Source organism: Moorena sp. SIO3E8, assembly GCF_010692445.1.
In the GTDB taxonomy this organism is placed as follows: Bacteria; Cyanobacteriota; Cyanobacteriia; order Cyanobacteriales; family Coleofasciculaceae; genus Moorena; species Moorena bouillonii.
Genome location: NZ_JAAHHM010000151.1, coordinates 1 through 14,048 on the forward strand (window position 1 = coordinate 1; position 14,048 = coordinate 14,048).

General features: G+C 43.1%; 15 protein-coding genes, 1 tRNA gene and 1 pseudogene. 11 read left to right on the plus strand and 6 right to left on the minus strand.

Annotated elements, in window-relative coordinates:
• The first annotated feature begins 304 nt into the window (after positions 1–304).
• Positions 305–1,288: an L-histidine N(alpha)-methyltransferase gene (locus tag F6K46_RS33275; protein WP_293117786.1), complete on the plus strand. Its 984-nt coding sequence runs from the start codon at positions 305–307 to the stop codon at positions 1,286–1,288.
• A 295-nt stretch (positions 1,289–1,583) separates the two neighbouring features.
• Here the strand turns inward: F6K46_RS33275 and F6K46_RS33280 are convergent.
• Positions 1,584–1,657, minus strand: a tRNA-Val gene (locus F6K46_RS33280).
• Between the two features lie 10 nt (positions 1,658–1,667).
• Positions 1,668–1,817, minus strand: coding sequence for a hypothetical protein (locus F6K46_RS33285; protein WP_293066036.1), 150 nt, complete (start codon positions 1,815–1,817; stop codon positions 1,668–1,670).
• A gap of 100 nt (positions 1,818–1,917) precedes the next feature.
• On the opposite strand from F6K46_RS33285, the gene F6K46_RS33290 reads away from it, so the two are divergent.
• The 4 genes from F6K46_RS33290 to F6K46_RS33305 all read left to right on the plus strand — a co-directional run bounded on the left by F6K46_RS33290 (position 1,918) and on the right by F6K46_RS33305 (position 3,895).
• Positions 1,918–2,421, plus strand: coding sequence for a DNA-processing protein DprA (locus F6K46_RS33290; RefSeq protein ID WP_071105922.1), 504 nt, complete (start codon positions 1,918–1,920; stop codon positions 2,419–2,421).
• Positions 2,422–2,464: 43 nt separating this feature from the next.
• Positions 2,465–2,875 (plus strand): MAPEG family protein, encoded by a 411-nt coding sequence (locus F6K46_RS33295; protein WP_293066039.1) that lies wholly within the window; start codon positions 2,465–2,467, stop codon positions 2,873–2,875.
• 359 nt (positions 2,876–3,234) lie between these two features.
• Positions 3,235–3,360, plus strand: a complete 126-nt coding sequence (locus F6K46_RS33300) for a hypothetical protein (protein ID WP_267876366.1) — start codon at positions 3,235–3,237, stop codon at positions 3,358–3,360.
• A gap of 43 nt (positions 3,361–3,403) precedes the next feature.
• Complete coding sequence (locus F6K46_RS33305; protein ID WP_293066043.1) at positions 3,404–3,895, plus strand: YajQ family cyclic di-GMP-binding protein; 492 nt, start codon at positions 3,404–3,406, stop codon at positions 3,893–3,895.
• Between the two features lie 251 nt (positions 3,896–4,146).
• Here F6K46_RS33305 and hemL read toward each other — a convergent pair whose 3' ends face one another.
• Entirely contained in the window at positions 4,147–5,454 is a 1,308-nt protein-coding gene (gene hemL, locus F6K46_RS33310; RefSeq protein WP_293066046.1) for a glutamate-1-semialdehyde 2,1-aminomutase, read from the minus strand.
• Positions 5,455–5,758: 304 nt separating this feature from the next.
• Here hemL and hisIE point away from each other — a divergent pair, with 304 nt between their 5' ends.
• A complete protein-coding gene (gene hisIE, locus F6K46_RS33315; RefSeq protein WP_293066049.1) occupies positions 5,759–6,409 on the plus strand; it encodes a bifunctional phosphoribosyl-AMP cyclohydrolase/phosphoribosyl-ATP diphosphatase HisIE in 651 nt (216 codons plus the stop codon).
• 139 nt (positions 6,410–6,548) lie between these two features.
• Positions 6,549–7,478, plus strand: coding sequence for a DUF4351 domain-containing protein (locus tag F6K46_RS33320; RefSeq protein WP_293066052.1), 930 nt, complete (start codon positions 6,549–6,551; stop codon positions 7,476–7,478).
• On the opposite strand, the gene F6K46_RS33325 is transcribed toward F6K46_RS33320, so the two are convergent.
• On the minus strand, positions 7,438–7,593 hold the full coding sequence (locus F6K46_RS33325) for a hypothetical protein (protein ID WP_293066055.1): 156 nt from the start codon (positions 7,591–7,593) through the stop codon (positions 7,438–7,440). The genes F6K46_RS33320 and F6K46_RS33325 overlap by 41 nt on opposite strands.
• Before the next feature lie 11 nt (positions 7,594–7,604).
• Between F6K46_RS33325 and F6K46_RS33330 the strand changes: the two genes are divergently transcribed.
• Positions 7,605–8,510, plus strand: coding sequence for a DUF4351 domain-containing protein (locus tag F6K46_RS33330; RefSeq protein ID WP_293066058.1), 906 nt, complete (start codon positions 7,605–7,607; stop codon positions 8,508–8,510).
• A 201-nt stretch (positions 8,511–8,711) separates the two neighbouring features.
• Here the strand turns inward: F6K46_RS33330 and F6K46_RS33335 are convergent, their stop codons facing one another.
• The gene (locus tag F6K46_RS33335) at positions 8,712–9,530 is read right to left on the minus strand and encodes an SDR family NAD(P)-dependent oxidoreductase (protein WP_293066061.1); all 819 of its coding nucleotides are present in this window, start codon (positions 9,528–9,530) and stop codon (positions 8,712–8,714) included.
• A 23-nt stretch (positions 9,531–9,553) separates the two neighbouring features.
• On the minus strand, positions 9,554–10,534 hold the full coding sequence (locus tag F6K46_RS33340) for an SDR family NAD(P)-dependent oxidoreductase (RefSeq protein WP_293066064.1): 981 nt from the start codon (positions 10,532–10,534) through the stop codon (positions 9,554–9,556).
• A gap of 260 nt (positions 10,535–10,794) precedes the next feature.
• On the opposite strand from F6K46_RS33340, the gene F6K46_RS33345 reads away from it, so the two are divergent.
• From F6K46_RS33345 to F6K46_RS33355, 3 genes and pseudogenes are all read left to right on the plus strand, one after another.
• On the plus strand, positions 10,795–12,237 hold the full coding sequence (locus F6K46_RS33345) for an NAD(P)/FAD-dependent oxidoreductase (protein WP_293066067.1): 1,443 nt from the start codon (positions 10,795–10,797) through the stop codon (positions 12,235–12,237).
• Between the two features lie 71 nt (positions 12,238–12,308).
• Positions 12,309–13,202: a DUF4351 domain-containing protein gene (locus F6K46_RS33350; protein WP_293066070.1), complete on the plus strand. Its 894-nt coding sequence runs from the start codon at positions 12,309–12,311 to the stop codon at positions 13,200–13,202.
• Positions 13,203–13,328: 126 nt separating this feature from the next.
• Positions 13,329–13,832 (plus strand): annotated as a pseudogene (locus F6K46_RS33355) (hypothetical protein); the annotation flags it as partial.
• Positions 13,833–14,048: the final 216 nt, after the last annotated feature.

Genomic DNA, 14,048 nt, shown 5'->3' on the forward strand with positions numbered 1-14,048 from the left:
TTGCTCGCTTTAGCTCTCTAGGGTCTCGATTGCTAGCTATAAATTCTTCCAGAGTCATGAGAACATGGTGGTAAATTTATATTCCATGATATCTCATTTTTCTTCAAAATCATTTAGGATTGGTATATACCCGCAAGGCAAGAGGAAAGAGTTTACTACAAAAGCTTTTCAGCTTTTATCAGTGTCCTAACTTTAATGGGTAGTGCTATACCTGATAGCTGATATGTGAAGGCTTACCTTAATTTGCTAATTGGCCGACCATTTTTCAATACCAATACATTTATCAAAGCCAAAAGTAGCTACCATGATAGAATTTGATTCATCATTGTTTAAAGAGAAGGTAAAATATTTTTTTTTGCACATAGAAGAAGAAACCCTTGCTGCTTATATGTATAGCACTCCCGATACTACTATTGAAACGGATCCTGCTAGGGGTGAAGAATATTATCGACAAGTAATTGAAGAAAGTGTTGATTATTACCTTTATAAAGAAGACGTTCGACTCATTAACAAAGTAGCTAATCAACTATCAAATTATGTACCACAGGGGGGAGAGATTATTGAATTCGGACCAGGACCAAAAACAGCATTTATCAACAAAAGCCTACCTTTCCTGAAGTCATTGAATCATATCAAAACGTATATTCCCGTAGATTTGTGCAAAACTTATTTGGATCAGGCAGAAGACGTTTTGCAAGATGAGTTACCAGATCTATTGGTTAAACCCATACAAGACGACTTTATTGAGAATACCGATCTGGTCAAACAGTTTGACAAACCGTTAGTTTGGTTTAAAGGCAGCACAATCACTAATTTATCTACGAACCAATGTGTCGATTTTCTGACAAATATATCTCAAGCATTGCCGTCAGAAGGTATTATAATCGTTGGTGTAGATGCTAATCAAAGCGAGTCTTCATTAAAAAAAGCCTACGATACTGAAAAAGGAGCAAATTTTATTTTGAGCGTACTATATTGCATTGATCGCGATTTGCCAACGACCAACTTTAATCCTGCTGCATTTAAGTATCAGCCTGAATGGATACCCAACAATTATTGTTTGAAACATAATGTAATTGCTACCAGCAACCAAGACTTTGTTTTTGATGGCGTTAATATCAGCATAAAAGAAGATGAAAAATTTCATCTTTTCAGTTCTTACAAATATCCCGTTGATTATTTTCAAAAAATAGCTAGGCAAGCAGGATTAGAACCCTTAACTCATTTTGTTGATGAAAGTCAACGCATGGTTATTCATGTTTTAGCTTCAAAAAATAGCGTTGCTTAATAATGGAATGATCTGAAGAGTTTTGTGGTAAGCATTAAGCTATCAGTTATCAGCTATCAGCTTATGGGTCATGGGTCATGGGTCATGGGTCATGGGTCATGGGTCCCAGGGTCGAAGCCTGTGCCACCTTGAGGTGCTTTTGAATAAAATAAACTGAAGGCACCTCAAGTAGCGTGTGCGTAGCATATAAGCTGATAACTGTTCGCGTAGCGTGTGCGTAGCACATACGCTGACCGCTGATCACTAATAGCTGAATGCTTATATGACGGTCGCAGTACCCTTAGAGGCAGAGTGATGGACACAACTGGACTCGAACCAGTGACCCCCACGATGTCAACGTGGTGCTCTAACCAACTGAGCTATGCGTCCAAACCATCCATTATGATAGCACATATTTACAATACATAGCAAGGGAAGTATGGTTTAGGAGATAGTCTTTTGCTTGAAAGGGAGCAGGGAGTAGGGAGCAGGGAGCAGGGAACAGGGAACAGGGAACAGGGAGCAGGGAGCAGGGAGCAAAAATTATCACAATTCCTACCTAATATAGTGAAATTCTTTTGAAGGAGGACATGACAGATTAGTTCTGCTAAAATATCCTGGTCGTTCAGCCTTTACCAGCATCTTTATCTTTGAGTCAACCAATAGAGACCGCCAGTATCGATACATTAGCCCAGGAACTCGCAGCCATACAGCAAACTGGTTCTAAGCGAATTGCCTTGTTGGGTTCACGTCACGTTCCTATCACCCATCAGAATCTAATTGAGATGATGAGCTATGCCTTAGTGCAAGCGGGTAATCGTCTGATTACCTCTGGTGCCACTGGAACCAACTTAGCTGCCATTCGAGGTGCTATGCGAGCCGATCCGTCCTTGCTAACGGTAATTTTGCCCCAAAGTCTTCAGCGACAGCCACTGGAATCCCGAAAATACTTGGAGAAGGTAATGCATTTGGTGGAAAATCCCCAAAATGATACCTTGTCTCTCGCTGAAGCTAGTGCCTTGTGTAATGCCGAAATTGTTGCGAGGTGTCAGCAGTTAATTTGTTTCGCATTCCATGATAGCCGTACCCTCCTCAACACCTGTAAGGAGGCGGAACAGCAAAACAAGGTTGTTACTCTGTTCTATTTTGATTAGTTGTGATTAATTGTGATTAATTTTGATTAGTGTGAGCTAGACTATGCATCTATCCGGTTCGGGAATTTTACTTTACTGTATTGTGGGGGCAACGGTTTTAATCTATCTACCATTTCTGGTAGTTGGCTACAGCCGTTTCAAACTAGGCTATGACCAAAGTGCCCCTCGCGCCATGTTTGATCAGCTACCGCCCTATGCCCAACGAGCAACTTGGGCACATCAGAACTCCTTTGAAACCTTTATTATATTTAGCGCAGCCGCTTTGATGGCCTATGTCACTGGTCAGAATTCAAACCTCGCCATCGGGTGTGCGATCGCATTTGTAATTGCCCGAGTCTTCTACTCGGTGTTTTACATTCTCGATATTCCCTTGGGGCGATCGCTGATGTTTGCCATCGGCTCTCTTTCGAGTGGTACTCTGTTTGTTCTGAGTCTAAGCAGCGTCAGTGGCTAGACGAGATCAAGTCCACTTGCTTCCGGACTTGATAGTTTTAGTTATTGGTCATTTGTCTTGAGAGCCACCAGGTTGAGCCACCTCCCCAAGACTATGGGCTTATCCAATACTGATGCTACCGGGCTTGATATCAATAGGTTGAAAAATTTTGTATAGGGTGCAACAAATTTCCATTTTGGTTTTAAGCTGTTAGCTAAACCGCGAGAAGCCCCGCACTTTACCTTCATGGGGTAAGTGTCGTATGGAAAGCGCGGGGCAAGGGTCGGAACGTAGCTTGCCAATGGGATATACTAGGGACAGTAGGGAAAACAAATTAAGAGCTAACCGCCACCTACTAGCTAAAAATAGAACGAGTTGTATTGTTCCGGCGCGGAGGGGCATCCCGTGTCGTTAATAAAGCTTACCGAGTAACCGAATCGTTGGATGGTGTTGGTAAGAAGCCCGCGCTGTACCGTGCTTGTCAGCGTCGGGAGTATGTCACGTAGTGAGTGACCATTGCTCACGCCCTACCGCTGACCGTTATTAATTATGGCTAGTACTTATTCTTTTGATATTGTTAGTGACTTTGATCGACAAGAGTTGGTCAATGCTGTGGATCAAACTATTCGTGAAATCAAAAGTCGTTACGACCTCAAAGATACTAAAACCACTGTCGAATTAGGAGAAGAATCTATCACCATCAATACTGATAGTGACTTTACCCTAGATGCTGTGCATACTGTTCTTCGTACCAAAGCTGCGAAACGCGAACTTTCGCAAAAAATCTTCGAATATGGTAAATTAGAAGCAGCTAGCGGTAATCGTGTCCGCCAAGAAATCACGCTAAAAAAAGGCATCAGCCAAGAATATAGTAAAAAAATAACCAAATTGATTCGAGATGAATTTAAAAAAGTGCAAGCCTCGATTCAAGGTGATTCAGTTAGAGTAACTAGCAAATCTAAGGATGACTTACAAGATATCATCCAGCGGTTGAAGCAAGAAGATTTGCCGATAGCTTTGCAATTTACTAACTATCGTTGAGTCAGCTATCAGCTATCAGCCGTCAGCCGTCAGCCGTCAGCCGTCAGCCGTCAGCCGTGAGCTAAAAGCTCACGCTACTTGAGGTGCCGTCAGCTTATTTTATTCAAAAGCACATCAAGGTGGCACAGGCTTCTAGCCTGTGACCCATAAGCTGAAAGCTGAAAGCTGATAGCTGATAGCTGATAGCTGATAGCTGATAGCTGATAGCTGATAGCTGATAGCTGATAGCTGATAGCTTAAACTCTACACTACTATGGCTTGATCCCAGAGATGACTTCCTTAGCTGCTGCTAATGTGCGGTCAATATCGTCCTCGGTGTGAGCTAGGGAGGTAAATCCTGCTTCAAATTGTGAAGGGGCTAGGTAGATGCCACGCTCTAACATACCGCGATGGAAGGAAGTGAATTTCGATAAATCACAGGTTTTGGCATCATCGAAGTTGTGAACAGGAACACCAGTAAAGAACATACCAAACATAGCGCTGATGTACCCACCAGTAGCTGCATGACCAGCATCTTTAGCAATTTCCAGCAGTCCCTCGGAGAGCTTTTTAGTAATAGTCTCTAGCTGTTCATAGGTACCCGGTTTCTTGAGTAACTCCAGGGTTTTAATGCCTGCTGTCATGGCTAGAGGATTCCCAGAGAGGGTTCCGGCTTGATACATTGGCCCTGCTGGTGCCACCATGGACATGATATCCTTTCGTCCGCCATAGGCTCCCACGGGCAAACCACCACCGATAATTTTCCCTAGGGTAGTCAAGTCAGGAGTGATGCCAAATTTCTCTTGAGCACCACCGTAGGCAATCCGGAAGCCAGTCATCACTTCATCAAACACTAGTAAAGCGCCATGGTTTTGAGTAAGTTCCCGCAAGCCTTCAAGAAAACCAGGCACAGGAGTGATGAAACCAGAATTACCCACCACAGGTTCTAGGATGACCCCAGCAATCTCATTGGGATATTGCTCAAATAAAGCTTTAACTTCCTCCAGGTTGTTATAGGTAGCGGTTAAAGTATTAGCAGTGGCAGACTTAGGAACACCAGGGGAATCAGGTAAACCTAGAGTAGCCACTCCAGAACCAGCTTGTACCAGCAGCATATCGGCGTGACCATGGTAGCAGCCGGAAAATTTGATAATTTTGTCCCGTCCTGTGAAGGCACGCATCAGGCGCAGCACTGCCATACAGGCTTCGGTTCCAGAATTGACAAACCGCACCATTTCAATACTAGGAACGGCGTCAATCACCATTTCTGCTAGCACGTTCTCTAGGGCAGAGGGAGCTCCAAAACTGGTACCCTTATCTAGAGCCTGGTGCAATGCCCCAATAACTTCTGGATGAGCATGACCGCAAATGGCTGGTCCCCAGGTACCTACATAGTCAATGTACTGGTTGCCATCTACATCCCAGATGTATGCTCCTTCAACTCGGTCAAATACAATCGGTTCTCCCCCTACGGATTTAAAGGCTCTGACTGGGGAGCTGACCCCTCCTGGCATTAGGTTTTGGGCGGCGCTGAAAATTTCTTGTGATTTGGTGGTTTTAAACGAGGTAGTGCTAACCAAAATAGTCTCCTAATATTAATAGTGTACGAGTTAGTTCAAAATAAGGTAAAAAGCTCTTACCCCATTACCCCCCTTAAACAGGGCAATAGGTAACTTCGGATCAGGTAACTTCGGCTTAGGGGCAATACTGGACAAGAGATTATTATCCTATGGAGACTGATCCGTTTTGAATTTGTAAAGAAAGAATCCAGATTTACTGATCAATATTTAGTGATCAATTGGATGTCAGGGGTGGTATCTTGTAGGGTGTATATCATTAAAGCTGTTTGACCCGCTGGGTGTTTCAATCTGTTGCCCTAAAACTATGTCAGCATCTGAACCGACTTCCATTAGCCAAGCTATACCAGTTGACCAAATTCGCTACAACGATCAAGGACTAGTGCCAGCCATTGTCCAAGATTACCTAGATGGTACGATATTAATGATGGCTTGGATGAATCGGGAGTCATTGCAAAAAACCCTCGATACAGGAGAAACCTGGTTTTGGAGTCGCTCTCGTCAGGAATTGTGGCACAAGGGTGCTACATCTGGGCATTTACAAAGGATAAAATCCATCCGCTACGACTGTGACAGTGATGCTTTACTCGTGACGGCGGAACAAATTGGTGATATTGCCTGCCATCTCGGTGAGCGTAGCTGTTTCCATCGAGTGGAGGGTAAGAAAGTAGCCCCTCCAGCAGATACCTTGTCTCAGTTGTTTGAGATAATTTGCGATCGCCGTGACCATCCCGTAGAAGGGTCCTATACCTGTAAGTTGTTTAAGGGTGGGGATAATAAGATTCTTAAAAAAATTGGGGAAGAAGCTGCAGAAGTGGTAATGGCGTGTAAGGATGATGACCCGGATGCGATCGCATCTGAAGTAGCGGACTTGCTCTACCACAGCCTAGTTGCTATGGCTTACCATCAGGTTGATGTACGGGATGTTTATCGCAAATTGCAACAGCGCCGTCGATAGTGTTGGTGATTGGGAAAAAGAGAATTGCTGATTGGAGGCGATTTTGATCACAGGGGGAAGCCAAAAGCATAATCGCGTACGCTTTTTTTAACCAAATCCGGTAAACTTGGCCAGGTACTGTTAATCACAGATAACTACCTTGGCTTACGATAATATATGTAAATATCTCGCCGAAAACTACCCAGCTGATTTGGTCAGGTGGCTTCATGGTATTGAAGTTACTGAAATCTCGGTGCTAAAAACTGAGTTAAATAGCGAACCGATTCACGCCGATTCCTTGACACTGTTGCAAACGGCTAACCAAATCTTGCAATGGGAATTTCAAACCCTACCAGCTTCCAAGCCATCCCTACCATTGCGGATGCTCAAGTATTGGGTCAGACTCAGAGAAAAGTATAACTGTCCTGTTGAACAGGTCGTGATATTTCTGAAGTTCACCACCTCATCTAAAGTTTATACTAACCAGTTGCTGGAGAGTAACACCAACCATCGCTATCGAGTAATCAGGATGTGGGAGCAAGACCCATTACCATTTTTGGCCAATCCCGCCTTATTGCCCTTTGCCACTTTAGCATTTAGTGAATCTCCTACAAGATTATTAGAGCAAGTCGCAGCAGCAGTGGATAGGATTGAAGAACCACTAGCTTTTACTAACATCTCCGCTTGTACGCAGTTACTAGCTGGCTTGCGGTTCGACAAAGGGTTGATAGGAGAATTATTTCCGGAGGAAGTGATGCAAGAGTCTGTAATTTATCAGAAGATCATTCAAAAAGGACATAAACTTGGTTTACTCGAAGGAAAACGGGAAGGTTTACTCGAAGGAAAACAGGAAGGTTTACTCGAAGGAAAACGGGAAGGTTTACTCGAAGGGAAACTCGAAGGAAGGCAAGAGGAAGGGTACTCAATCCTTAGACGTCTGATTACCCGTCGGTTTGGTAATGTTGAGAACCAGCTACTTGAAAGGATTCAAAAGCTTTCTATTACTCAATTGGAGGAGTTGAGCGAGGCGCTGTTGGATTTTGAGACCATCACAGATGTAGCTGTTTGGTTGGCATCCCATCAGCAATAATGGCTTTGCCAAAAGCGCCAAAAGCCCAATCACCATGGATGCTTACGCGATTCTCTTTGAGAGCATCGCTTTTTTTGACCAAATTCGGTAAACTGGCCCAGGTACTGTTAACCATAGATAACTACCTTGGCTTACGATAATATATGTAAATATCTCGCCGAAAACTACCCAGCTGATTTGGTGAGGTGGCTTCATGATATTGATGTCACTGAAATCTCGGTGCTCAAAACTGAGTTAAATACCGAACCGATTCACGCCGATTCCTTGACGCTGCTGCAAACCCCTAACCAAATCTTGCAATGGGAATTTCAAACCCTACCAGCTTCCAAGCCATCCCTACCATTGCGCATGCTCAAGTATTGGGTCAGACTCAAGGAAAAGTATAACTGTCCTGTTGAACAGGTCGTGATATTTCTCAAGTTCACCACCTCATCTAAAGCTTATACTAACCAGTTGCTGGAGGGTAACACCAGCCATGGCTATCGAGTAATCAGGATGTGGGAGCAAGACCCTGAGCAATTTTTGGCCAATCCCGCCTTATTGCCTTTTGCCACTTTAGCATTCAGTGAATCTCCTAAACAATTATTAGAGCAAGTGGCGGCAGCAGTGGATAGGATTGAAGAACCACTAGCTTTTACTAACATATCCGCTTGTACCCAGTTACTAGCTGGTTTGCGGTTCGACAAAGGGTTGATAGGAGAATTATTTCCGGAGGAAGTGATGCAAGAGTCTGTAATTTATCAGAAGATAATTCAAAAAGGACATCAACTGGGTTTACTGGAAGGAAAACGGGAAGGAAAACTGGAAGGAAAACGTGAAGGAAAACTCGAAGGAAAACGTGAAGGAAGGCAAGAGGAAGGGTACTCAATCGTTATACGTCAACTGACCCGTCGGTTTGGAAATGTTGACGACCAGCTACAACAGGGTATCCAAAAGCTTTCTATTGCTCAATTGGAGGAGTTGAGCGAGGCGCTGTTGGATTTTGAGACAGTCACCGATATCGCTGTGTGGTTGGCATCCCATCAGCAATAAATCGGATGCCTACACATCCAAGCTCAGTGGCATGCTCCCACACTTCCTACCTAGGTGCGCTCTTACCATTAATAATTAAATTCGCCACGGGTCGCACCTCTTGTAAGTGTGGGCTTCTCGCCAAACCCAGCCCTTGCTTGTGCCTATTCCCTACTGCCTGTTTCCTGTTCCCTGTGCCCTGTTACCTTTGCTATATAAATGCTATAAATCGGCTTTTGAATTCCGATTGAACCGATTAAAAATCCAGTTTAATAATTGAGGAAAAAAACGTTTAATAACCGAGATAATTTTTGCCATTCGATCAGGAAAAACCTGAGGTTTATTATCAATGATGGATTGAATCGTTTGCCCCATGACCTTAGCCGGATCAGTTATTAAAAAGTCCGGCAACTCCTTCTTTTCTTTAGCAAGGGTTCCATACTGTTCCGACTGGATAATGGGAGTACGGCTATAAAAGGGATAAACAACTGTAACCTTGACGTTATAAATTTTAACTTCATTTAAAAGCCCTTCGCTGAATCCTCGCAACCCGAATTTACTAGCAGCATAATGAGCCATGCCAGCGGGTGCCATCCAGCCAGCAGCAGAGGAAATATTAACAATGTGACCTTGGCGACGTCTAATCATATCAGCGGCAAATAGAGAACTTAACCGCATTGGTGCCAGCAGATTTACCTGCATCAGCCTTTCCCATTTTTCTCCAGGAACTTCGTCCATGCGACCAAAAAGCCCAATGCCAGCATTATTGATCAAAATATCGATTGCTATTCCCAGGTCTTTAACCTGCTGATAAAGGGTTTCGCATCCGTCAGGTTCAGAAAGATTAATTTCCAAAAGAGCAAGTATATCCCCAGTTTTAACCTCCCGTTGAATAGCCTCGGCACGCTCTTTAAGAAGAGTTTCATCAAGATCCGTGAGGATCAAATGGCTACCAGCTTCTAATAATTGCCGAGTCAGTTCCTGACCGAATCCACCGGCGGCACCGGTGATGAGTACCACAGCTCCATGGAGATCACTCATATGGTTCCAATTTTTGCTCTCGGTTAAATTTTAGGAGATTGGAGTATTCCCCATAGTAATAAAAACCAGGGTAAATTAATGTTAGGTATCAGCGACGCATATTTTATTAATGGTGGCCAAAACATTGGAGCTATAAAACGTAGAGAGCGTAGTGATACCGGACGTAACCCGTCTTGATCTATGATCCCATATTGCTCAGCCAGTTCTGCGACAACTCGAACGCGGCCTGTAAAGCTCATTACAGTTGGGTCTGCAGCAAGGGCAGCAATAACGCGCCCCGTTAATAAAGGAGTTTCCCAATTATAGCCTTGAGAGATCAGTCGGCTTTGCTGATTACCTGGTTTATCTTCTGCCATTTGCAAAGCCAAACTGGAAATATGTTCGGTACCAACTATGCCTGGCCAAATCGAAAGGGATGCCACATTATATGGCTTGAGTTCAACAGCCATATCAGCAGCAAGTCGATCGCAAGCTGCTTTACCCGCTCCATAGGCAGCACCAAAGATGTAAGACATGCCCCCCCAAGATGAGATGGTGCAAATCAGCCCCTGCTGACGCTGAATCATCAGTCGAGCTGCAAAAACACTGGCAATATAATGGCTGCGGAGACCGACATGATTGACAGCATCCCAAAGATTCTCAGCGCATTCCCAAAATGGTTTTTCGTATCCATCCTTCAATGCCTGCACTCCTGAAAAGGCATTATTGACCAGCAGATCCAGTTGTCCCTTCTGCTCGTCTTGAATCCGTTCAAAGAGTAAGCGCACTTGTTGGTCGTCGCTATGATCTACCATGACCGGAATACAAATCCCACCAGCATCTTCCACAGCTAATTGGGTTTCCCTAAGACTACCGGAAACTCCCTCTGTGACATTGGAACTGTCGAGACTACGACCAGTAATATATACCGTAGCACCTGCCTCGCCAAGGCCAATCGCAATTCCTTTACCAATACCACGGCTGGCACCCGTGACTAAGGTTATTTTACCTTCAAGGCTTCCCATAATTACTTTTTTTGATATTGACTTAATTCATGTTAACATATTTTTAACATTTTATGGTTAAAATTTATCTCTAAATATCGATTATTGCTAAAGGCTTCCCATAATTATTTTTTTTGATATTGATCTTAATTCATGCTAGCATTGTTTGGAAATTTTATGGTTACTATTTATCTCTATTAGTCGATTATCGATCAAGGGAAATATCGAACTAAATAATAAAACGAATAATTACCAGTAAGTATCCTATTAAAATAGAAAAAATGCAAGTAGTTATTATCGGGGCCGGAATGTCTGGCATCTGCATGGGTATTAAGCTTAAAAAAGCCAAAATAAATTTCGTTATACTAGAAAAATCCTCTCGACTTGGAGGGACTTGGCTGGATAATAATTACCCAGGATGTGCCTGTGATATTCCCGCTCATTTATATTGTTACTCTTTTGAGATGAAACATGATTGGAACCAAGTTTATCCCTCTCAGCCAGAGATATTGAAATACTTAGAACACTGCACACGTAAATACAATATTTATCCCCATATCCGTTTTAATCAAGAGGTTATTAGCGCCCATTTCAATGCCCAAAATTGCCTCTGGTATGTTGAAACAGCTGAGAATAAAACTATAACAGGTAACATACTGATCAGTGCTTGGGGAGGTTTAAATTTACCCAAATTACCCAATTTGCCTAGCTTGGAAACCTTCAAAGGAGTCTCGTTTCACTCAGCTAGATGGAACCACAGCTTTGATTTAACTGATAAAACGGTGGCAGTTGTAGGAACTGCAGCCAGTGCAGTTCAATTTATCCCAGAAGTTGCCAAAAAAGTCAAACAACTATTCATTTTTCAAAGAACTCCTAACTGGATTACTAACCGAGACGATCGGACTTATTCAGCCCAAATGCAATGGTATTTTAAAAATTTTCCTATTCTGATGCAACTGCACCGGGGATTACTATACTTACGTAATGACTTAATCAATTTTTCCCTATTCACTACTGGAAGTTTTATTAGTAAGTACCTACGAAAACAATTGGAAAAACGCATACACCAGGAAATTGCTGACTACCAAGTAAGGGATGCGGTTATGCCCAGCTATCAACCAGGTTGTAAACGAATTTTAATTAATAACGACTTTTATCAAAGCCTAAACCGAAAAAATGTAGCCTTGATTACAGATAACATAGAAAGCATAACTAGTGATAGTTTGGTTACCCAACAAGGAAAAGACTATAAAGTTGATGCTATTATCTATGCTACAGGATTTAACTCTTTGTCCTACAAAAAAATAGATATACGTGGTAAAAACGGAGAGAGTATAGCGGAGATATGGGGCAACGAACCAGAAGCGTATCTTGGTATTTCTGTTCCCAATTTTCCTAACTTTTTTAGTCTTTTAGGACCGAATACTGGTTTGGGTCATAGCTCGGTAATCTTAATGGTAGAGTGCCAAGTTAATTATATTATTGGCTGCTTGAATAAAATGCTCAGAGAAGACTGGAAATCTCTGGAAGTGAAGGAGGAAGCAATGAGACGTTATTATCAGGATTTATGGAAAACTATGGAAAAGAGGGTGTGGACAAAAGAAAACTGTATGAGTTGGTATCAAAATAAAGATGGCAGAGTATTTGCTTTGTGGCCTGGTAATACTATCCAATATTGGTGGGCTACAAGAAAACCAATTTTCGATGACTATATTTCTACCTAGCTTAGTTGCTTAGGTTTTTTTGACCAAATCCTGTAAACTGGGCCAGGTACTGTTAACCATAGATAACTACCTTGGCTTACGATAATATCTGTAAATATCTCGCCGAAAACTACCCAGGGGATTTGGTCAGGTGGCTTCATGGTATTGATGTGACTGAAATCTCGGTGCTCAAAACTGAGTTAAATACCGAACCGATTCACGCCGATTCCTTGACCCTGCTGCAAACCCCTAATCAAATCTTGCAGTGGGAATTTCAAACCCTACCGGCTTCCAAGCCATCCCTACCATTGCGCATGCTCAAGTATTGGGTCAGACTCAAAGAAAAGTATGATTGTCCCATTGACCAGGTGGTGATATTTCTGAAATTCACTCGCTCAGAAAAAGCTTATACTAATCAGTTGGTAGATACTAACACCAGTCATCGCTATCGAGTAATCAGGATGTGGGAGCAAGACCCTGAGCTATTTTTGGCTAATCCGGCCTTATTGCCCTTTGCGACTCTGGCATTCAGTGAGTCCCCGACAAGATTATTAGAGCAAGTGGCGGCAGCAGTAGATAGGATTGAAGAACCACTAGCTTTTACTAACATATCCGCTTGTACCCAGTTACTAGCTGGTTTGCGGTTTGACCAAAGGTTGATCACAGAATTATTTCCGGAGGAAGTGATGCAAGAGTCTGTAATTTATCAGAAGATAATTCAAAAAGGACATAAACTTGGTTTACTTGAAGGAAAACGTGAAGGTTTACTCGAAGGAAAACGGGAAGGTTTACTCGAAGGAAGGCAAGAGGAAGGTTACTCAATCGTGATACGTCAACTGACCCGTCGTTTTGGTAGTGTTGACGACCAGCTACAACAGGGGATTGAAAAGCTTTCTGTTGCTCAATTGGAGGAGTTGAGCGAGGCGTTGTTGGATTTTGAGACAGTCACAGATTTGACGGTATGGTTGACTGAGCATCAGCAATAAAAAAAGCGATGCTCTCAAAGAGCCCCTACACGAACGCGATTGGCCTACGGCCACGCTAAAAGCGATCGCTTTTTTTGACCAAATCCTGTAAACTCGGCCAGGTAGTCTTAACCACAGATAACTACTTTGGCATACGATAACATATGTAAATATCTCGCCGAAAACTATCCAGCTGATTTGGTCAGGTGGCTTCATGGTATTGATGTGACTGAAATATCGGTGTTAAAAACTGAGTTAAATACCGAACCGATTCACGCCGATTCCTTGACGCTGCTGCAAACCCCTAATCAAATCTTGCAGTGGGAATTTCAAACCCTACCGGCTTCCAAGCCATCCCTACCATTGCGGATGCTCAAGTATTGGGTCAGACTCAAAGAAAAGTATGATTGTCCCATAGAGCAGGTGGTGATATTTCTGAAATTCACTCGCTCTCAAAAAGCTTATACTAACCAGTTGGTCGATACTAACACCAGTCATCGCTATCGAGTAATCAGGCTGTGGGAGCAAGACCCTGAGCAATTTTTGGCTAATCCCGCCTTATTGCCTTTTGCGAGTCTGGCATTCAGTGAGTCTCCTACAAGATTATTAGAGCAAGTGGCGGCAGCAGTAGATAGGATTGAAGAACCACTAGTGCAGCGCGGTAGAAATGCTTGAGCAGCTGCGGATAATGGTGAAACAGAAGGATGAACCGCTGACCCACTCGATGCTCAGCTCATCCGATTACACTCTTCACAACTAGGCTATGCCTAACCCCCATCCCTTGAGGATGCAATGAGCACGGTAACAGTGAACCAGCTGAGGGCATGATGTCTTCTCAAAAAAAGGAACTAGTTCTCAACTCTGACT